Raw genomic sequence first — 19505 nt, 5'->3', positions numbered from 1 at the left:
CTGGCCGCACGAGACTAAAGTCTGGCTCAACTGCGCCTCCCTACGGTTGTCTTTACCGCCTCCTGCCCTACCCTCTTCATGCCCCTGGGTGGGGATTGCTGTTGAAATCGTGGGAGGAGATAGGAATGGCGCTTTCCAACATCACGCGACGCACGGGCCTCGCGCTCGCTCTTGGCCTGACTGCAATGCTGGGGCTCGGCAGCTCTGCTGTTGCTGCGGATTTTCCCGATCGCGCGATCACCATGGTCGTGCCCTTCGCGGCCGGCGGCTCGACCGACGTCGTCGCCCGCATCGTCGCGCAGAAGATGTCGGAGGATCTCGGCCAGCAGGTGATCGTCCAGAACGTCGCCGGCGCCGGCGGCAATCTCGGCGCCGGCAACGTCGCGCGCGCCGAGCCCGACGGCTATACCATTCTGATGGGCACCGTCGCGACCCACGCCCTCAATCCGCTGATCCTCAAATCGACCCCCTACGACCCCGAGAAGGATTTCGCCCCTGTCTCGCTGCTCGTCGTCGTGCCGAACGTGCTGGTCGTCAATCCGGAACTACCGGCAAAAACCGTGCCGGAACTGATCGCGCTGCTGAAGGCCGAGCCCGACAAATACAGTTATGCCTCGTCGGGCAACGGCACGCCGCTGCATCTCTCCGGCGAGCTCTTCAAGTCCATGGCCGGCGTCAGCATGCAGCATATCCCCTATAAGGGTGCCGGTCCGGCATTGAACGATGTCATCGGCAACCAGGTGCCGATCATGTTCGACAACTTGCCCTCCTCCTCCAGCCACATCAAGGCCGGCACGCTGCGGGCGCTGGCGGTGACGACCGCCGAGCGCGCGCCCTCCTTCCCTGATGTGCCCACGATTGCCGAGTCGGGCATACCGGGCTACGAGACCTATACCTGGAACGCGCTTTTTGCCCCGGCCAACACGCCGAGCGAGGTGGTGACGCGTCTCAACGCCTCGGCCAACAAGGCGCTCAAAGATCCAGCCGTTGCCGAACGCATGAAGGAATTCAGCGCCACCATCGTCGGCTCGACGCCGGAGGAACTCGCCGCCCATGTGAAAGCCGAGCTCGCCAAATGGGGACCAGTCGTCAAGGGCGCGAATATCCAGATGGAGTGACGCCGGTCTATGCCGCCGCTCGCCTCGCTTGCGTTCCACGGAAGCGACGGCAATTGGACGCCGTGCAACTCATTTCTAATTAAGGTAGTGGAAAAGCTCACCATTTTGGTCTAGCCTCGGCCATGCTGATGGTTGGAATTCAGCGTTTTGGGAGACATCAATGTATAAATTCGAAGTCTACAAGGATAAATCAGGCGAATTCCGTTTCCGATTCAAGGCATCGAACGGCGAAACCATGTTCAGTTCCGAAGGCTACAAGGCGAAGGCATCCGCCCTGAACGCCATCGAATCCATCAAGAAGAACTCGCCCGGCGCCGACATCGTAGATCAGACCAAGGCCGAAGCCTGAGCAGGACGGCACGGGCGGCATGAATGCCGCCCTGCTTTTTCGCGCCTTGAAAGGCGCTGGTGTCTTTGAAACCCGCCTCACCTGCTTTGAATGTCCGGCGCGGTTTTTCCTTTTCAAGTATTTTTTCAAAGCATGTCGAAACGAACGGCGATCGCGCCTCATTGTCTTGGAACGGCTGAACCGCTCCACCAGGCCAGATGGCTTTCGTCGGCGGCCTGGATCAAAGCCAACAACGAGATCAGGAGTTTTCCATGCAATATGCCCTCATCATTCGCGAAGCGCCGGAGGATTTCGCCCGCCGTAGCGACCCGGTCTATCGCGACGGCTGGGTCGCCTACACCCAGGCGCTTGTCCAGGCGGGGATCATGACCGGCGGCGCCGGGCTGACAGCGCCCGAGACTGGCACGGTCATACGCCGCAAAGGCGAGGATCACGATGTCCAGGATGGTCCCTATCCGGAAGGCAAGGAACAACTGGGCGGCTTCTATCTGATCGAGGTGCCCGATTTGGACGCCGCGCTCGAATGGGCGATGCGCGTTCCGATTTCCGACAAGGGTTCTGTCGAAGTGCGCCCTCGCCTGCAGATGTGAGGAAGGATGCCACCCGATGCAGGACGCGCCACCGAACAGGTGGCGCGACAGTCCTACGGCAAGCTGATCGCCTTTCTCGCCGCCCGCTCGCGCGACGTGCCGGCGGCAGAAGACGCATTGTCGGACGCGCTGGCTTCGGCCCTGCGCGTCTGGCCGGAGCGCGGCGTTCCTGCCAATCCGGAAGCCTGGCTGCTCGTGGCCGCCCGCCGCAACCTGATGCAGGCGGCACGCCGCCGCACTGTCGAGGCCAATGCGCAAACGACGATATCGGTGGCCTTGGAGGAAGCCGAGGAACACATGAACGAGGCCAGCAATTCCGTTTTTCCCGATGAACGGCTGAAGCTGCTCTTCGCCTGTACCCACCCTGCCATCGACAGCTCCGTGCATACGGCCCTGATGCTGCAGACGATTCTCGGCATCGAAGCGAGGACCATTGCACGAGCCTTCGTCGTTTCGGCGGAAGCGATGAGCCAGCGGCTGGTGCGGGCCAAGGTGAAGATCCGGGACGCCGGGATTCCCTTCACCATTCCGTCTCGGCCCGCCCTGCCTGGGCGCCTTACCGCCGTGCTTTCGGCGATCTACGCCGCCTACGGCCTCGGATGGGACGGTCTCGATGGCGAGGAAGCGCACCATTCGCTTGCCGGCGAAGCGATCTGGCTCGGACGGGCGCTTCTGACGGTGCTGCCGGATGAACCGGAAGCGATTGGCCTCGTCTCGCTGATGCTTTACTGCGAAGCCCGCCGGAGCGCCCGGCGTGACAGCGCCGGTCGCTATGTACCGCTCGACGAGCAGGACCCGGCCGGCTGGGACGCCACCATGATCGCGGAGGCGAACGCGCTGCTGCGCAAGGCAGGGAGCTTCAACCGTTTCGGCCCCTATCAGTGCCAGGCAGCGATTCAATCGGTGCATGCGGCGCGCCGCGTCTCGGGAACGACCGACTGGCAGGCGCTAACGACGCTCTATGCCGCGTTGCTGACGATGAAGCCGACGCTCGGCGCGCGCGTCGCCCAAGCGGCGGTGATTGGCCGGGCTTTAAGCCCCGCCGAGGGCCTGACCCTGCTCGACAAGGTCGATCCGCGCGCGGTCATAGCCTATCAGCCCTACTGGGCTGTACGTGCCTTTCTTCTGGCACGAGCCGGCGACGATGCTGCCGCGGCCGACGCCTACCTGACGGCGATCGGCCTCAGCGACAGTCCCGCCGTGCGCGACTTCCTCGCCAGCCGACTGGAGCAGGTGCGCCAAGCCTCGCCAGGTTGATCATTTCTCCGTCAGCTTCAGCTCGATGCGGCGGTTGGTGGCGCGCGCATCCGGCGTATCGCCCGGCGCGATCGGCTGGAACTCTCCGAAGCCGGCGGCAACCAGCCGGTCGGCCGGCACGCCCTTGCCGATCAGGAACTTGACGACCGAAATCGCGCGCTCTGAGGAGAGTTCCCAGTTGTCGCGATAGCGGCCGGTCCCGGCGAGCGGCACATTGTCGGTATGGCCGTCGACGCGCAGCACCCAGTTGATCTCCGGGGGAATTTCCTTGGCGAGATCGAGAAGAGCGGCGGCGAGCTTCGCCATCTCCGTCTGCCCGTCCGGATTGAGATCGGCGCCTCCCGAGGGAAACAGCACTTCCGACTGGAAGACGAACCGGTCGCCGACGATGCGGATATTCTCGCGATCTGACAGGATTTCACGCAACCGGCCGAAGAAGTCGGAACGGTAACGGTTCAGTTCCTGCACGCGCGCGGCCAGCGCCACGTTGAGGCGACTGCCGAGATCGGCGATCTTGGTCTGCGAGACCCGGTCCTTCTCCTCGGATGCCTGCAGCGCCGCTTCGACCGCGGCGATCTGGCTGCGGAGTGCGGCGATCTGCTGATTCAAGAGTTCGACCTGGCTCAGCGCCCGTTCGCTCACCTGCTTCTGCTCGTCGAGCTCCTGCGTCATCGCGCCGATCCGCTTCTGAGCCGCATCCTGGCCGCCCGAGCCGGCGTTCAGCAGCGCCTGAAGCCGCGAGCGGTCGCCTTCGGCAGTCGCGAGCGAGGCTTGCAGATTGGCGACCGAATCCTGGAGATCCTGGTTGCTGCCCTTTTCGAGCGCCAGAAGCTGCGTCAGCTCATTGATCTGGCTATTGAGGCGATTGAGCACCTCGTCGCGTCCGGTGATTTCGCGGCTGAGGATGAACTGCCCGACGACGAAAACCGTCAGCAGGAACATGATCGAAATGAGCAGCGTCGACAGCGCATCGACGAAGCCCGGCCAGTAATCCACCGTGCGTTCGCGGCGGCGGTTGCGGGCAAGTGCCATGGCTTACTTGCCCTCGCTCTTTTCTGCATGACTCGTGCGCTCGCGCAGGCGCTCGGTCCGCTCGCCGCCCCGCTCCTGCAGGCCGATGCGCTCGGCCAGCCGGTCGAGCGTGCGGCGCATTGCCTTCGCCTCGTCCTGCTGTGCCTCGATCCAGTCACGCAGCATCTGCTGCTCGTTGCGCATATTCTTGACCAGACCCTGAATACCTTCGGCAAGGCTTGCCATGGCGGCGACAGAGCGCTGGTTGCCGACACCGCCTTCTTCGGAGACCTTGCGCAGATACTCGGAGAGTGCGCGCATGTCGTCCGAGGAAGACCCGGCAACGGCGTCGAGCGCCGGCGCAAGATCGGAGCCGACATCGGTGACCGAGGAGAGCCAGTTTTCCAGCTCCGTATAGAAGCGATTCTGCGCGCGACCTGCCTGCAGGTCGAGGAAGCCGAGAATGAGCGAACCGGAGAGGCCGAGCAGCGACGACGAGAAGGCCTGCCCCATGCCGGAAAGCGGCATGGAAAGTCCCTCTTTCAGCGCCGAGAGCACGTCTCCCGTGCCGTTCGAGCCGGGATCGAGCGATTGGATGACGGCGCTGATCGAGCCGATCGTGCCGATGAGACCCCAGAACGTGCCGAGCAGGCCGAGGAAGACCAGGAGGCCGATCAGGTAGCGCGAAACGTCACGCGATTCGTCGAGGCGGGTGGCGATCGAGTCGAGAATCGAACGCAGCGCGGTCGTCGACAGCGCCACCGACGCCTTGCGGCTGCCGATCAGCGCCCGCATCGGCGCAAGCAGCCGCGGGTTACGGTTGACCTTATCCGCGCTGCCGGCAGCGCGGAAGGAATTGAACCAGCGCACTTCGGGTCGAAGCGCCAGCACGTGATTGAAAACAAGCACGATTCCGACTGCGAGAACGCCGAGGATCAGGCCGTTGAGGCCCGGATTATGCATGAAGGCGGTCTGCGTCTGCCGAAAGAGGATGGCGGCAATGAACCCGACAATGACGAGGAAAAGCAGCATCGTCCAGAGGAAGGGCATGGGGCTCGAGAGCCTGTAGGTATAACCGCCGGCCCTCTTTTCGGTGGAGCCGATCTCCGCCACATTCACATTTTCCATAGGTTCAGCAGCCTCCGAACTCATTGCTGGCGGAGACTAGAGCAACATTGTGCCGAATTGAAGTATGCCGAGGCGAAAACCGTGACTTTACAACAGCCGGTTTTTCATAGGCTCACTTGGCGGGAATCGGCCGCTTGATGACCTCGATCAGCGCCTTGTGGACGTGTTCGTTGCCGGCGACGATCGCGCCGCCCTCCAGAATGGCCGTGCCGCCATCCCAATCGGTGGCGAAGCCGCCGGCCTCGCGGATGAGCAGGATACCGGCTGCCATGTCCCAGGGCGCAAGCTCCGCCTCCCAGAAGCCGTCGAAACGTCCGGCGGCGACGTGGGCGAGATCGAGGGTCGGCGCGCCCAGGCGGCGGATGCCGGCCACTTCGCCCATCACGTGGCGCAGTTCGACCAGGAACTTGCCGTGATTGCGCTTGCCGAGCGCGGGCACGCCGCAGCCGATGACGCAATCCGACAGCACGCGGCGCGCAGCGACGCGCAGGCGCCGGTCATTGAGGAAGGCGCCGCCGCCGCGCTCGGCAGTATAAAGTTCGTCGGTCGCCGGATTGAAGACGACGGCGGCAACGATCTCGCCATTGCGCTCGAGCGCAATCGAAACGGCGAAGGCCGGGATGCCGTGCAGGAAGTTCGTCGTGCCGTCGAGCGGGTCGACGATCCAGCGATGCGCGCCGTCGGTGCCCTTGATCTCTTCGCTTTCCTCGCCGAGGAAGCCATAGGTCGGCCGCGCCTTCATCAGCTCTTCCCTGACGATCTTTTCGGCCTTGCGGTCGGCGGCGGAAACGAAATCGCCCGGTCCCTTCACCGAAACCTGCAGGTTCTGAACTTCGCCGAAATCGCGCCCCAGCGATTTTCCTGCCTTGAGGGCAGCCTGAACCATGACATTGAGAAGAGCTGAACGGGCCATCGGCGCATTTCCTTGGGACTGATACGGGACGCGCGCTGCCAGGGGCGGGAAATGTCCCTGAACATGCATGACAGGCAGCGCTGCAAAGATTGGCGGCCTCAAGACCACAAAATCGCGGAAATTTCAAGGGGAGGCACGCATGGCTGCCCGCGGGCCTGAAAAGGGCCGCCCTTATTTGCCATCCGAACTGAAACCGGCCTCAGAACTTCTGTTGCGTTATTAGGACTTCGCGGGCGATTTGATCGAGCGGCAGAATGCGGTCGACCCCGCCTTTGGCAATCGCCTCCTTCGGCATGCCGAAGACAACCGAACTCGCCTCGTCCTGGGCCACCGTATAGGCGCCGGCTTCATGCATCTCCAGCATGCCGCGCGCACCGTCGTCGCCCATACCCGTCATGATGATCCCCATGGCGTTCGAGCCGGCCGAACGCGCCGCCGAACGGAAGAGCACATCGACGGAAGGCCGGTGGCGGGAGACCAGCGGCCCGGTCTTCACGCTCACATGATAGCGCGCACCCTGGCGCTCGAGCAGCATGTGCCTGTCGCCGGGCGCGATCAGCACGTGGCCGCGCAGCACCGGATCGCCGTCAACGGCTTCCTTGACCTCGACCTCGCAGAGCCCGTTCAGGCGTTTGGCGAAGGCGGCAGTGAATTTCTCCGGCATATGCTGGACGATCACCATGCCGGGCGCATTGGCCGGCAGTTCCTCCAGGAATTCGCGCAGTGCCTCGGTGCCGCCGGTAGAGGCGCCGACGCAGACGACCATCTCCGTCGTCTTCGCCATCGCCCGCCCCGTCGGCGGCGGCAGCATGGCATCAGCCGTCAGCTTCTTGGCCGGCCCTTCGGCGGAAGCGGAACGAATGGTTCCCGCGGCGCGGCGCACGATGGAAAGTCGCGCCTGCGAGGCGCTCTTGACGACTTCGCGAATGCGCATGGCGTCGTCGGCAAGGCTGTCGGCGGCGCCGATCTTCGATTTCAGGATGACGTCGACGGCGCCCGCCTCCAACGCCTGAATCAGCGTTTCCGAACCCGCCTCCGTCAGCGACGAGCACATCACGACCGGGATCGGCCGCTGCGCCATCAGCTTGCGCAGGAAGGTGATGCCGTCCATGCGCGGCATCTCCACGTCGAGCGTGATGACATCGGGAACCTCGTCCAGCAGCCTGCGCGCCGCCACGAAAGGATCGGACGCCACCGCCATGATCTCGATATCGGGATCCTGCTCCAGCACATGGGCCAGCGTCTGCCGGACGCTGGCAGAATCATCGATGATGAGAACGCGGATTTTCTTGCGCATAAACGCCTCTAGATACGCTGAAACACCGTGTTCGAAACCTGTTTCAGCGGCAGGTCAAAACCGGTGATCGACTCGGAGTGGCCGATGAACATGTAGCCGCCCTTCGCCAGGCAATTGCAGAGGCGGTTGAGCACGCCCGCCTGAGTCTGCTTGTCGAAGTAGATCAGCACGTTGCGGCAGAAGATGACGTTCATCAAGTCGCCAACCTGATATTTGTCGTCCATCAGGTTCATCCGTGCAAACCCCACCCTGCTGCGCAGCTTCGGGCTTATGCGCACCTCCTTGCGGCCCGGCTGCTTGGCGACCAGCACATATTTGCGCTGCAGGTCGCGCGGCACGGGCGCAATCAGGTCTTCCGGATAGATGCCGCGGCGCGCCGTCTGCAGCACGTCGGTGGAAAGATCGGTGGCCAGCACGCTATAGGAAACGTCATTGCGGCCTTCCGCGAATTCCGCCAGGACCATCGCCATCGTATAGGGTTCGGCCCCCGTAGAACAGGCCGAGCTCCAGGTGCGGATGGTGCGCACGCCGCTATTGGCGATCGCCGGCAACGCCACGGTCTGCAGGTAGTCGAAATGCTTGGCTTCCCGGAAAAAGTCGGTCTTGTTGGTCGTCACCACGTCGATCAGGTAGACGGTTTCCTGGGCAAGCCCATCATGATCGAACAGGAAGTCGCAATAATCGTCGAAGCTCGAATGATTGGTCGCACGAAGGCGGCGTCGCAGCCGCCCTTCGAGCATCGTCAGCTTGGTCGGCGGCATCTTGATGCCGCTATAATCGTAGATGAACCGGGCAAGCTTGTCGAAATTGCGCTTGCTGATCCGGTCGCCCGGCAATTGGGTTTCCGCCATTGCTGCCACACTCATGGAACGCAGTACTCCGTTAATGCAGGGTCAGGCCGCCGATTGCAGAGCCGAGGCGTCCTCGCGCGACAAAAGCCGCGCGAGATCGATAATGACGACGAAGCCGTTTTCCCGGCGAACGACACCTGCAATATAGTCCGAGCGCCAGCGCACGCCGATATCGGGTGCCGCCTCGATCTGGTCACGCCGGAACGGCGTGACCTCGAAGACGCGATCGGCGACGAGGCCGAGAGTGAGCAGCCGGTTTTCCATCGGCACGTCGAGGACGAGCACCCGCGTATGCGGCGTCGGCACGGTCTTCGTCATGCCGAGCTTCAATCGAAGATCGATCGTCGGCACGCCCTGCCCGCGCACGTCGCGCAGTCCGAGCAGATAGTCTGGACCATTCGGAATCTTGAACGCTTCCGCATAGTCGAGGATTTCCCGCACGACCTCGACCGGCACGGCGAAAATTTCGTCGCCGAGGCTGAAGGTCACGAATTGCGCTTCCAGAGATGTCGCAGCCATGATCAGGCGCTTTCCTTGAATTCGGCGTCCCCCTCATCGGGACCGCCCATGGAGAGATCGAGAGCGAAGCCCTTCACGCGCGCCTGCTGAGCGGCGACGCTGCCGCCGGCCGGCTTCTTGGCGGTCTGCTTTCGGGCCGCAGCGGGAGTGGGATTGCGAACTGTCATCCTGGTGGCCGGCGCCCGTTCACGATGCCCACCCGCCATATCGACCTTGAAGAAGGCGATCGACGTCTGCAGTTCTTCCGCCTGCGAGGCAAGTTCTTCCGACGTTGCCGACATCTGCTCCGAAGCGCCGGCATTCTGCTGCGTTACCTTGTCGAGCTGCTGGATCGCTTCGTTGATCTGAGATGCGCCGATATCCTGCTCGCGGCAGGCGGCGCTGATCTCGGAAACCAGCTCCGCCGTCTTGCGAATGTCGGGCACCAGGCGGCCGAGCATCTCGCCAGCTTCTTGGGCGGCCGTCACGGTATCGCTCGACATCGAACTGATTTCGGCGGCGGCTGACTGGCTGCGTTCGGCCAGCTTGCGCACCTCCGAGGCGACGACCGCGAAACCCTTGCCGTGTTCACCCGCACGAGCGGCTTCCACCGCCGCGTTGAGGGCAAGCAGATCGGTCTGACGGGCGATTTCCTGCACGATGCTAATCTTCTGGGCGATCGTGCGCATGGCATCGACCGCGCGGGAGACGGCTTCGCCGCTGGCTTCCGCATCCTTGGCGGATTGACGCGCGATCTTTTCCGTCTGGGCGGCATTGTCGGCATTCTGCTTGATGTTGGAGGCCATCTCCTCCATCGAAGCGGAAGCTTCTTCGGCCGAAGCCGCCTGCTCGGTAGCCCCCTGCGAGACCTGCTCGGAACTTGCCGAGAGCTGCTGGCTGCCGGAGGAGACGTTCTCGGCGGCCGAAATCGCGTCCGCAACCACACCGCGCAACCGCTCGACCATCTGCTCCAGGGCAAGGCCCAGTGCATCCTTGTCGGAGAGCGGCTTCGGAGACACGGTGAGATCGCCATTGGCGATCTGGTTGGCAATCCCCGCCGTAGTCCTGAGGTTGGAAATCATGCTCTGCATCGCAATCCCGAGCGTGTCCTTGTCCGAGAGCGGCTTGGCATCGGTGGTCAGATCACCCATAGAGATCTGGTCGGCAAGGGCGGCTGTCGCGCGCAGATTGGCGGTCATGGTGTTGACCGTATCGATGAGATCCTTGATTTCGTCGTTGGTCCTGACGTCGACCTTCTGATTAAGATCGCCGATTGCCACGGCGTTTGCGACGCTCATGATCTTCCTCAGACCATTGTTGATGCCGAGCGTGATCCACAATGCGGCGCCGAGCGCCACGAGCACGGCGATCCCGGATGCCGCGGTGAGGATGAGCTTGGTCGAGTTGTAGAGATCGCTGTTCGATTGATCGGTCGCTTGCATGCCTTTGCGCTGAATCTCGGCAAGGGCGGCAATCGCGTCGCCCATGTCGCCGGTCATCGCCCGGAGATCGCCAAGTGAAAGCGCCAGCGCGCCTGCCTTGTCACCCCTGACATCGACTTGCTGCAGCTCGGCAGACTTCTCGCGGAATTTCCCGCCAACGCTCCGCAACTTCTCCCAATGCGGCTTGCCTTCCGGAGAGGCGATGGCCAAGCCGGCGTCGACAGCGTCGAACATGGCCTGCAGATTCTGATCGGCCTCTCTGTAGAAACCGGCGGCCGTGTCCGGATCGGTGGAAAGCAGCGCGTTCTTTTGAGCCCGAATGGCGTTAACTTCGGCGATGTTGGCGTTCAGCGCCAGTTCCAGCCGGCGCATCGGGCCGTCGATCATGTTGCCGCTCGCCTCGTTCAATGTGCCGAGGCTGAAGCTTCCGTAAACTGCAATGCCGATCAACAGCAGCGTCATGATCCCGAAAGCGAGACCCAATTTCAGTTTGATAGTGAAACGCATGTGATACCCCATTTTATGCGCCAAAACGATTGGATAGAGAGACGTTCCGATCCGGGAACGCCGAACTTCAGAGTGACGTGTCTGAAAGAGGGAAAGCGACTGCATTCACTTCCCGGCAGCCGGACATCTATCGTCGCAGCGCCAACGCCTACACGCGTTGGGGATATTTTCACCTCGGGCCAACGGAGCGGCCCGAGATATCCGATGAGGGCGGAGGCGCTCAGCTGCCTCGCCGGGGGAACGCTATGCACGTCCCCAGGAAGCGCCTAGGCGCTTTCCCGAAAATCGTCGTCGCTGGCGTCCGGACCGCCCATCGACATATCGAGCGCAAAGCCCTTGAGACGCTGCTGCTGAGCCGAAACCGTCTGACCGCGGCCCTGGCTTTGGACCTGCGGCGCAGGCTTGCGGGCCGGGGCCTTGGCCACCTTGGCTGGGCCTTTCGACGGCGTCTTCTGGGCGCCGGGCCGCGTGCTGCCGGTCGTATCGACCTTGAAGAAGGCGATCGACGTCTGCAGTTCTTCCGCCTGCGAGGCAAGTTCTTCCGACGTTGCCGACATCTGCTCCGAGGCGCCGGCATTCTGCTGCGTCACCTTGTCGAGCTGCTGGATCGCCTCATTGATCTGAGATGCGCCGATATCCTGCTCGCGGCAGGCGGCACTGATCTCAGAAACGAGTTCCGCTGTCTTGCGGATGTCGGGCACCAGGCGGCCGAGCATCTCGCCGGCATCGGCGGCGGCCTTGACGGTATCGCTCGACATCGAGCTGATTTCGGCAGCTGCCGACTGGCTGCGTTCGGCCAGCTTGCGCACCTCCGAGGCGACGACCGCGAAACCCTTGCCGTGTTCGCCGGCGCGTGCTGCTTCCACCGCCGCGTTGAGGGCAAGCAGATCGGTCTGACGGGCGATTTCCTGCACGATGCTAATCTTCTCGGCGATCGTGCGCATGGCATCGACAGCACGGGTTACCGCTTCGCCGCTGGCTTCCGCATCCTTAGCGGATTGACGGGCGATCTTCTCCGTCTGGGCGGCATTGTCGGCATTCTGCTTGATGTTGGCGGCCATCTCCTCCATTGAGGCGGACGCCTCTTCGGCAGAAGCTGCCTGCTCGCTCGCGCCCTGCGACACCTGTTCGGAACTTGCCGAAAGCTGCTGGCTGCCGGACGAGACGTTCTCGGCGGCCGAGATCGCGTCGGCGACGACGCCCCGCAGGCGTTCGATCATGACATTGACATTACCCAGAAGCTCGCCGATTTCGTCATGGCTCGTAATATCGGCCATTTTCGTCAGGTCGCCTTCAGACACTTCGCGAACCACGGTGTTGGCGCGGCTGAGGCCCTTGCTGATCGTGCTGGCGATCCAGAAGGCGGTGATCGCGGCGATCAGCAGTGCAACGGCAGCGACGGCGATCATCGTCGTGCGTGTCGTCCCATACTGCGCGTCGGCATCGGCGTCGGCGGCCTTCATGCGCTGCTTTTCAAGCGACAGAATCTCGGCGAGTGTCGAGTCAATCCCGTTGGCGGCAGCCCGCGCCGTCGTGATGGAGACGTTATTTGCGCCTTCCGCGTTGCCGCTCTTGACGTAGTCGCGGATCTGGTCGTCGGCTGCGTTGAAGGACTTCGAAAATTCGGCAATACGAGCCCAACGCGCCTTGCCTTCTTCCGTGGCAAGCGTCAGCACTTGATTGAAGGCATCACTGAATTCCTTGCGAGCCGCGTTGCCCTTGTCGATTGCGGCGGCCGCTTCATCGGCGCCACGGGCAGTGAGCAGGTTCTTCTGTTGGCGAATGGCTTCGAGCTGCGCGATGTTGATCTGCTGCGCAAGATCGAGGCGGGCTGCCGGGCCGGCAAGAAGATTGCCAATCGTATCGTTCAGTGATCCAAGGCTGAAAATGCCATAAGCGGCGGTGCCCAATAACATGAGAATAATAAAGGTGAACGCCGTCACCAGTTTCGTCTTGATTGTCAGTCTCATCGTCCCAAACCCCTCTTGGATTTATCTGCCGTCAATTGACGGCCCCCGCCGCGTCATGTCGCGATGAAAAAAATTGCCTGCAGATTCGGGAGAATGATGAACTCTCCACCCCTCTTCACCAGGCAGTTGATGTAGTCGGCGCGCCAGCGCATGCCGACGCTCGGTGGCGCCTCGCTCGCGGATTTTGCGAGCGTCGTCACCTCGTTCACCTTGTCGGTTCTGAGGCCGACGAGCGTCGGCTCGCCCTGGAGATCGATCTCGATCACGATGAAACGGCTGTCGATCGTTGCCTCCGCCGCCTCCATCCCGAAGGCGAGACGCAGGTCGGCGAGCGGAATGACCTTGCCGCGGAAGTTGATGACGCTGGCGACGAAGGGCTGACTGCCCGGCACCGCCGTCTCCGGAAGCAGATCCAGGATTTCCTGGACGATGACCGCTTCCAGCGCGAAGGTCTCGCCGTTGAGATCGAAAGTCAGGACCTCGACTTCCTCGGCATAGCTCCAATGATTGTCGAAACGCTCGGCTGTTGCTGTTGCACTCATCCTGCTACCCGCAATTGCGCCTCCTGTTGCTGACCCGCGGCAACCAGGTGCCCGACGTCGAGAATGAGAGCGACGCTGCCGTCGCCGAGAATGGTGGCGCCCGAAAAGGTTGCCACGTCATTGTGCAGTTTCGACATCGACTTGATGACCGTCTGGTGGTCGCCGATGATCTGGTCGACGACGAGGCCGACGCGCTCGGTTCCGGTCGAGATGACGACGACCTTCTGGTGCACATCGGGTTTCGTGCCGGTGCGGAAAAGATCGCGCAGGCGCAGGAACGGCACCAGGCTGTCGCGCAGCGAGATGAAGCTGCGGCCACGCGAGCGCAGATCCTCCTCGAGCGACAGTTCGAGGCATTCCTCGACGGCCGAAAGCGGGATGACGTAACGGCCGGCACCGACACGCACCAGCAGGCCGTCGATAATTGCAAGCGTCAGCGGAATGCGCAGCGACACTTCCGAACCCTGTCCGGGCGCGCTGACGATATCGATTGCGCCGCGAAGCTCTTCAACCGTCTTCTTGACCACGTCCATGCCGACGCCGCGGCCAGACAGATTGGTAATCGCGGCGGCTGTCGAAAAGCCGGGAGCAAAGATCAGTTGCAAGAGCTCGGGGTCCGAAAGCGGTTGGCCCGGATGGATGAGGCCCGAGGATTCCGCCTTGGCGCGGACCCGTTCACGGTTGATGCCGCGGCCATCGTCCTTGATCGAGATAATCACCTCGCCACCGGCCTGACGGGCCGAAAGCGTTATCGTGCCGGCCTTGGCCTTGCCGGCGGTAAGGCGGTCGGCGGGCATTTCGAGGCCGTGATCGATCGAGTTGCGCACCAGGTGCACCAGCGGATCGGCCAGCCGCTCGATCACCGTTTTGTCGACCTCGGTGCTCTCGCCCTCCATCACCAGCTCGATCACCTTGCCGGTCTCGCGGGCAAGATCGTGGACGAGGCGGCGGAAGCGGGAAAAGAGGGTCGCAACCGGCACCATGCGCAGCACCATCATCGTGTCGCGCAATTCGCCGGACAGACGTTCGATTTCTTCCGAGACGGAGCGCAATGCAATATCGGTGCTGGCGCTGGCGAGCTGGCTGAGACGCGATTGCGCGATGACGAGCTCCCCGACGCGGTCCATCAGTTCGTCCAAGCGCTCTGCCGGAACGCGCACGTTCTCTGCTGCCTTCGCCTGGCTGGCGGCGGGTGCCTCACGCTTGACGGGAACCGCTTCGACGGGACGGAATTCCGGCACGGCGGCCGCCGGGACAGGCGGTGGTGGTGCTGAGGCGGCAGCGGCAGGCGGCGGCGTTGTTTCAGCCGGAGCGGCCGTTGCCGCTGCCGCGCCGTCGATCTCCTCGACGCTGAGTTCCATGTCGTCGAGCACGAAGATGAAGACGTCGTCGATCGCCGAACGGTCCTGCTCGCTCATCAGCGTCACATCCCAGGAAATATAGAGTTCCGTCGGCGTGAGCTCGTCGAGAGGCGGAATGGCCGAGGTGTCGGCGCGCACGGTGCATTCGCCGAGATCGCGCAGTTCGTCCAGCAGACCGAGCGGATTGGTGCCGTTGGCCATCGAATTGGCCGGCAGGCTGAAGCGGATGCGCCAGCTGTTCTTCGTCTTCTCCGCCGACGCCTCTTGCGCGGGCGCTGCGACGCCGGCTGTCGCTGTGGCGAGCGCCGCAGCCTTGGCGCCGACCGCGGCCTGCAGCTGTGCCAGAAGCTTGTGCCCGGTGTCGCCGTGATCGGCGTCGGGTTGGTCAACGAGGGCACGCATATGGTCCTGGGCGGCGAGAACGGCGGCGACGAGTTCGCTGGTCGCCGCGACCTCGCCCTTTCGGACGCGGTCGAAGGCCGTTTCGCAATGATGGGTGAAGGCGGCGAGCGCCTCGAAACCGAACATCGCGCCCGATCCCTTGAGCGTGTGAAGCCCGCGGAATACCGCGTCGACGAGATCCTTATTGTCGAGTTGGTGAGTGAGGTCGAGAAGACCGGCCTCGATCGCTTCGAGGCATTCGGCAGCCTCCATGCGGAATACGGCGACGGGGTCGAGCGTACTCATCTTCCGAGGACCTTCTTCACGATCTTCACGAGACTTTCTGGGTCGAACGGCTTGGTCAGCCAGCCAGTCGCGCCGGCAGCCTTGGCACGTGCCTTGAGATCGGCGTCGGATTCCGTCGTTAGAAAGACAATCGGAACACCGGTCTGCGCCGGCAGCTTGCGCAATTCCTCGATCATCGTCAGCCCGTCCATGACGGGCATGTTGAGATCAGTCACGATCAGATCGAAGCTGCTGCCCTTGGCTGCCATGAGGCCTTCCGCCCCGTTGACCGCTTCGGTGACGCTGTAGCCGGCATTGGTCAGCGTGACCTTTGTAGTCAGACGGATGCTGGCGGAATCGTCTACCGTCAGGATGTTGGCACTCATAATGTCACCTCTTTATGCAACCAGAACTTTAAGTCTTCTTGATCGAAAGATTCGATGAAACCGGCACGCTCAAGTACCTTCAGCACGGAGCCGCTGGCGGGAGAAGAAAGGTTGAGCGTCTTTCCGGCGACTTTTGCTTGACGACGCGCCGCTTCTATAAGTTGGATGAAACTCAAATCAGCTTCAGCATCAGCAGGAATGCTAAACAGGATGGTATCTTTACTACGAAATGCGCCAATGAGCTTGGTGTGTAATTCAGCCGCGTGCCGAATGTTTAGCAGGGCTGGCAAAGTTATAGATTCACAATATTGACTCTGAGTATCCAATGCAGCCTCCTAGGCCCGAGAAATACTTTCGACCCTAAGAGGACTCTCACGACAACGTTAATGCAGCGTAAACACAGGTTGTAGAAAACCGACGTGAAGCGCATTCCGCGACTCCTAATTCTTATCGAGAATAAGTTGTATCCTTCTCTCTAAGCTTAGAAATAAATAGAATGAGAACAAAATCTTAAATGATCTCACTTGGCATGCGCCGCACCGAAAGCCTTGTCTCACACCTTTCATTAATCACAACGCAGGCGAGTCTGGCGCGTTTACCGGACATTTCCATTCTGCCCGTAAAAATAGAGTCAAATGGCCTGCGTTTTAAGAAAAGGTATAGATGTGGCACACGCTCTGGTAACATCCAACGCTGCAGCCTACACACCGGGGCGGGAGATCAGTCAGATCCTGGAATCCGCCCGCAGCCAAGTCGAGGAGCGTTTTCTCGAGGGCGGGTCGGTGCTGCTGTCGGTGATGGATGTCCTCAACCGCCTGCTGAAGTCGCTCGAAAGCGTCGCCAATGCACTCGATAACAACGAGGCGAGCGACACCAGCGCCGATCTCCGTGCTACAGTGGAAAGCCTGACTGCATTGCCGGTCACCGAGGAAAACCGCCAGCAGGCGCTCGTCTCGCTGGCGCAAACCGGCAGGGAACTGCGCAAGCACGTCGCCGACATGCAGGAGACGATGCGTTATCTCAGAACCTTTGCCGTGACCGTAAAGATCACCGGCGCCGGCCTTGCCGAATTCGCCGGATTTGCGCAGGAGATTTTGGAACGTATCTATTCGGGCACCGACGAGGTCAATCGCTTCGCCGCTCATCTCGACAGCCTCGAGAAAGAGGTCAAACTCGCCGCCTCCTTCGGGGCCAACGTCTCCAAAGGTTACGCCGATACCGTTCCCGCCGTCGCCCGAGCCCTGCGCGATGATGCCGCCAAGATCGCCGAACATCGCAAAAACCTCGGGGTCATCGCCCGTGAGGTCGGCGCAATCGCACGCGGCGTCCAGAGCAAGGTCAGCTCGACTCTATCGGCCCTGCAGATCGGCGATATCACCCGTCAGCGCATCGAACATGTACAGGCAACCTTTTCGCTGCTTGAAGATTTCCTCGCCGGCGAAGATGGCGCCAAGCTCGATGCCGATGCGCGCCAGCGTCTCCAGAATGTCGTTCACCATCTGACCGCGGCGCAGATGAGCGACATGTGTGTCAATTTCCAGCGGGATTCGGAGAACGTCGTCAAGACGATTGCGAGTTTCGACCACGACATGCGGGAAATCCTCAAACTGCGCGATCAAATGGGCGCGGAAAGCGGCGAAGCCGGCGGCAATTTCATGCGCGCGCTGGAATCCAGCGTTTCCGCCGCCCACGAGATCGTCAAGCAGGTCGACACGGCAAGCCGGCAGGCTGACCAGGTAAGCCATTCGACGATCGGCACGGCCGCCAAGCTTTCCGAAGCCATCGTCAATATCCGCGTCGTCAGGACCGACATCCATTACATGGCCTTGAACACCAATCTGCGCTGCAGCCGGCTTGGCGAGGAAGGCAAATCGATCAACGTCGTCACCGCCGAGCTGCGCATCTTCGCCGGCAAACTCGATGAATCCGCCGACGCCATCGTCAACGGCCTGCCGGCGCTCGAAGCCGCCGCCGGGCGCTTGGCTCCCGCCACGGACGCCGCGGCCGGCGGACTGGGCGAGAGCCTGACCTCGGCCGTCGGCAACATCCGTTCCGCGGCCAACGTCATGGAAAACGAGCTGAAGGTGCTCGCCGAGAACGGCCGCGAGGTCGCCACCAAGATCGGCCTGCTGATCGGCAAGCTCGACTTTCAGCACGAACTCGGCGATGTCCTTGCCCGCTGCGCCGATGTGCTCGAAGACGTAGCCGGCACCGATGTCGCCGATATCTCCGATCTCGCGGAGGCCATCGCACCGCTCGACCGCAAGATCTTCAAGCTCTACACGATGGTCCAGGAGCGCAACATTCATCGCGACATCATCCAGGCAAGCGAGGAGAGCATTCCAGCGCCCGCCGAGACCACCAAAGCCGAAAACGACGAGGATCTTTTCGCCGACGCGCTTTTCTAGAGCATGTCTCGCAAAACTGTGCAGCGGTTGTTTTGCGATAAAGGCATGCAGAAAAACAAAGACCGAAAGCATGATAAGCGAATCTGAAAGATCACGACATGCTTTAGAAAATGAAACGTGCGGCGGCTATCGCCGCCGGAATTTGTTGGCGGCATCGATCGCCGCCTTCTGCTGATCGTCCTCGATCCCGAGATAGAAATCCTCGAGCGCAGGATCGGCAAGCCCGGCACGGCGCGACAACACATACCACTTCGCCGCCTCGATCGGATTCGGCGGCGTGCCGATGGCGTTGATGTAGAGATGGGCGAGCTTGTTCTGCGCAACGACATTGCCGCCATTGGCGGCAAGTTTCAGCCATTCGAAACCCTTGACGTAATCCTTGGGGCCACCGACGCCGTTGACGAGCCAGATGCCGAGATCGAGCTCGGCCGTGTCGAAGCCGGCGCGCGCGGCGCGCGCCATCCACTCGCGGGCGAGTTGCTTCTTTTCCTCCGGCAGGTCCTTCAGCGTCGCATAGATCTGCGCCACGGCATATTGCGAATCGGCAATGCCCTGCTCGGCCGATTTCTCGTAGAACGGCAGCGCGAGCTTCAGCCCCTTTTCGCCGGGATTGTCGGCGACAACAATCTGCGCCCAGTTGAATTCGGCCGAAGGATTGCCGGCCTCGGCCGCCTTGCGCATATAGTCGTCGGCTTTGACCTTGTCGCGCGGCACACCCTGGCCTTCCATCAGCATCAGCGCATATTTGAACATCGCCGCAGGATCGCCGCCCTCGGCCGCCTTGCCGTACCAGAAGGCAGCGCCTTTCACATCCTTCTTGACGCCGAGGCCTTGCGAGAGGATTTCGCCGATTAGCGTCTGCGCCGCCGGATCGCCGAGTTGGGCGCGCGGCAGCGCCTTGTCCATCGCCGTCAGATAATAACCGCGCTGATAGGCGCCGTAGGCCTCGTCGATCGGCCCTTTGTAATCCTTCTCAGGCGGGAGGTCGGGCAGCTTCGCGCCCATGCGATCGAAAACGCCGACACCGTCCGAGGGCTTCACGTCCCCGTTGGTGAGCCGATCGGTGCGAAAGCTTGACGCCGGCGCAGTGTCCGGCTGGCTGATGACACTGTCCGGTGCCTGCGCCACGGCGATATCAGATCCGCCCGCGGTGAGGGCGACCATGCTGGCAAGCAGATATTTCAAAGGGCGGACGAGCAGGATCGGCATGA

17 protein-coding genes and 1 pseudogene are annotated in these 19505 nt (G+C 62.2%); 5 read left to right on the top strand and 13 right to left on the bottom strand.

What is annotated here, in order from left to right:
* Positions 1-125: 125 nt before the first annotated feature.
* The 4 genes from GGD53_RS08550 (at position 126) to GGD53_RS08535 (ending at position 3314) form a co-directional block, all read left to right on the top strand.
* The gene (locus tag GGD53_RS08550; RefSeq protein WP_184455036.1) at positions 126-1118 is read left to right on the top strand and encodes a Bug family tripartite tricarboxylate transporter substrate binding protein; all 993 of its coding nucleotides are present in this window, start codon (positions 126-128) and stop codon (positions 1116-1118) included.
* Positions 1119-1278: 160 nt separating this feature from the next.
* Entirely contained in the window at positions 1279-1467 is a 189-nt protein-coding gene (locus GGD53_RS08545; RefSeq protein WP_064804840.1) for a YegP family protein, read from the top strand.
* A 251-nt stretch (positions 1468-1718) separates the two neighbouring features.
* Complete coding sequence (locus GGD53_RS08540; RefSeq protein ID WP_184455035.1) at positions 1719-2057, top strand: YciI family protein; 339 nt, start codon at positions 1719-1721, stop codon at positions 2055-2057.
* Between the two features lie 6 nt (positions 2058-2063).
* Entirely contained in the window at positions 2064-3314 is a 1251-nt protein-coding gene (locus GGD53_RS08535; RefSeq protein ID WP_184455034.1) for an RNA polymerase sigma factor, read from the top strand.
* On the opposite strand, the gene GGD53_RS08530 is transcribed toward GGD53_RS08535, so the two are convergent.
* The 12 genes and pseudogenes from GGD53_RS08530 to GGD53_RS08475 all read right to left on the bottom strand — a co-directional run bounded on the left by GGD53_RS08530 (position 3315) and on the right by GGD53_RS08475 (position 16212).
* Entirely contained in the window at positions 3315-4346 is a 1032-nt protein-coding gene (locus GGD53_RS08530) for a peptidoglycan -binding protein (protein ID WP_184455033.1), read from the bottom strand.
* A gap of 3 nt (positions 4347-4349) precedes the next feature.
* Positions 4350-5453 (bottom strand): MotA/TolQ/ExbB proton channel family protein, encoded by a 1104-nt coding sequence (locus GGD53_RS08525; protein WP_184455032.1) that lies wholly within the window; start codon positions 5451-5453, stop codon positions 4350-4352.
* A 112-nt stretch (positions 5454-5565) separates the two neighbouring features.
* Positions 5566-6366, bottom strand: a complete 801-nt coding sequence (locus tag GGD53_RS08520) for an inositol monophosphatase family protein (RefSeq protein ID WP_085779364.1) — start codon at positions 6364-6366, stop codon at positions 5566-5568.
* A 199-nt stretch (positions 6367-6565) separates the two neighbouring features.
* On the bottom strand, positions 6566-7663 hold the full coding sequence (locus tag GGD53_RS08515; RefSeq protein WP_184455031.1) for a protein-glutamate methylesterase/protein-glutamine glutaminase: 1098 nt from the start codon (positions 7661-7663) through the stop codon (positions 6566-6568).
* 8 nt (positions 7664-7671) lie between these two features.
* Positions 7672-8529, bottom strand: coding sequence for a CheR family methyltransferase (locus tag GGD53_RS08510; protein WP_184455030.1), 858 nt, complete (start codon positions 8527-8529; stop codon positions 7672-7674).
* A gap of 27 nt (positions 8530-8556) precedes the next feature.
* A complete protein-coding gene (locus GGD53_RS08505) occupies positions 8557-9033 on the bottom strand; it encodes a chemotaxis protein CheW (RefSeq protein WP_184455029.1) in 477 nt (158 codons plus the stop codon).
* 2 nt (positions 9034-9035) lie between these two features.
* Positions 9036-10961: a methyl-accepting chemotaxis protein gene (locus GGD53_RS08500; protein ID WP_184455028.1), complete on the bottom strand. Its 1926-nt coding sequence runs from the start codon at positions 10959-10961 to the stop codon at positions 9036-9038.
* 266 nt (positions 10962-11227) lie between these two features.
* On the bottom strand, positions 11228-12931 hold the full coding sequence (locus tag GGD53_RS08495) for a methyl-accepting chemotaxis protein (protein WP_184455027.1): 1704 nt from the start codon (positions 12929-12931) through the stop codon (positions 11228-11230).
* A gap of 31 nt (positions 12932-12962) precedes the next feature.
* Positions 12963-13473 (bottom strand): annotated as a pseudogene (locus GGD53_RS08490) (chemotaxis protein CheW).
* Entirely contained in the window at positions 13470-15521 is a 2052-nt protein-coding gene (locus GGD53_RS08485; RefSeq protein ID WP_184455026.1) for a chemotaxis protein CheA, read from the bottom strand. The pseudogene GGD53_RS08490 and the gene GGD53_RS08485 overlap by 4 nt, the downstream one beginning before the upstream one ends.
* Complete coding sequence (locus GGD53_RS08480) at positions 15518-15886, bottom strand: response regulator (RefSeq protein WP_184455025.1); 369 nt, start codon at positions 15884-15886, stop codon at positions 15518-15520. Before GGD53_RS08480 ends, GGD53_RS08485 begins: the two co-directional genes overlap by 4 nt.
* A complete protein-coding gene (locus tag GGD53_RS08475) occupies positions 15883-16212 on the bottom strand; it encodes an STAS domain-containing protein (protein ID WP_184455024.1) in 330 nt (109 codons plus the stop codon). Before GGD53_RS08475 ends, GGD53_RS08480 begins: the two co-directional genes overlap by 4 nt.
* Before the next feature lie 339 nt (positions 16213-16551).
* Here GGD53_RS08475 and GGD53_RS08470 point away from each other — a divergent pair, with 339 nt between their 5' ends.
* Positions 16552-18294 (top strand): chemotaxis protein, encoded by a 1743-nt coding sequence (locus tag GGD53_RS08470; protein WP_184455023.1) that lies wholly within the window; start codon positions 16552-16554, stop codon positions 18292-18294.
* 126 nt (positions 18295-18420) lie between these two features.
* Here the strand turns inward: GGD53_RS08470 and GGD53_RS08465 are convergent, their stop codons facing one another.
* A complete protein-coding gene (locus GGD53_RS08465) occupies positions 18421-19503 on the bottom strand; it encodes a tetratricopeptide repeat protein (RefSeq protein ID WP_184455022.1) in 1083 nt (360 codons plus the stop codon).
* Positions 19504-19505 lie beyond the last annotated feature (2 nt).

The sequence above is a fragment of the Rhizobium aethiopicum genome, from assembly GCF_014197535.1.
GTDB classification, from domain to species: Bacteria; Pseudomonadota; Alphaproteobacteria; order Rhizobiales; family Rhizobiaceae; genus Rhizobium; species Rhizobium aethiopicum_A.
This window is presented reverse-complemented; position numbering and strand designations above follow the sequence as displayed.

What these genes read in the sequence shown, in the direction of transcription:
- GGD53_RS08550 (WP_184455036.1), top strand. Translation starts at nt 126, where the DNA reads ATGGCGCTTTCCAACATCACGCGACGCACGGGCCTCGCGCTCGCTCTT.
- GGD53_RS08545 (WP_064804840.1), top strand. Translation starts at nt 1,279, where the DNA reads ATGTATAAATTCGAAGTCTACAAGGATAAATCAGGCGAATTCCGTTTC.
- GGD53_RS08540 (WP_184455035.1), top strand. Translation starts at nt 1,719, where the DNA reads ATGCAATATGCCCTCATCATTCGCGAAGCGCCGGAGGATTTCGCCCGC.
- GGD53_RS08535 (WP_184455034.1), top strand. Translation starts at nt 2,064, where the DNA reads ATGCCACCCGATGCAGGACGCGCCACCGAACAGGTGGCGCGACAGTCC.
- GGD53_RS08530 (WP_184455033.1), bottom strand. Translation starts at nt 4,346, where the DNA reads ATGGCACTTGCCCGCAACCGCCGCCGCGAACGCACGGTGGATTACTGG.
- GGD53_RS08525 (WP_184455032.1), bottom strand. Translation starts at nt 5,453, where the DNA reads ATGGAAAATGTGAATGTGGCGGAGATCGGCTCCACCGAAAAGAGGGCC.
- GGD53_RS08520 (WP_085779364.1), bottom strand. Translation starts at nt 6,366, where the DNA reads ATGGCCCGTTCAGCTCTTCTCAATGTCATGGTTCAGGCTGCCCTCAAG.
- GGD53_RS08515 (WP_184455031.1), bottom strand. Translation starts at nt 7,663, where the DNA reads ATGCGCAAGAAAATCCGCGTTCTCATCATCGATGATTCTGCCAGCGTC.
- GGD53_RS08510 (WP_184455030.1), bottom strand. Translation starts at nt 8,529, where the DNA reads ATGAGTGTGGCAGCAATGGCGGAAACCCAATTGCCGGGCGACCGGATC.
- GGD53_RS08505 (WP_184455029.1), bottom strand. Translation starts at nt 9,033, where the DNA reads ATGGCTGCGACATCTCTGGAAGCGCAATTCGTGACCTTCAGCCTCGGC.
- GGD53_RS08500 (WP_184455028.1), bottom strand. Translation starts at nt 10,961, where the DNA reads ATGCGTTTCACTATCAAACTGAAATTGGGTCTCGCTTTCGGGATCATG.
- GGD53_RS08495 (WP_184455027.1), bottom strand. Translation starts at nt 12,931, where the DNA reads ATGAGACTGACAATCAAGACGAAACTGGTGACGGCGTTCACCTTTATT.
- GGD53_RS08485 (WP_184455026.1), bottom strand. Translation starts at nt 15,521, where the DNA reads ATGAGTACGCTCGACCCCGTCGCCGTATTCCGCATGGAGGCTGCCGAA.
- GGD53_RS08480 (WP_184455025.1), bottom strand. Translation starts at nt 15,886, where the DNA reads ATGAGTGCCAACATCCTGACGGTAGACGATTCCGCCAGCATCCGTCTG.
- GGD53_RS08465 (WP_184455022.1), bottom strand. Translation starts at nt 19,503, where the DNA reads ATGCCGATCCTGCTCGTCCGCCCTTTGAAATATCTGCTTGCCAGCATG.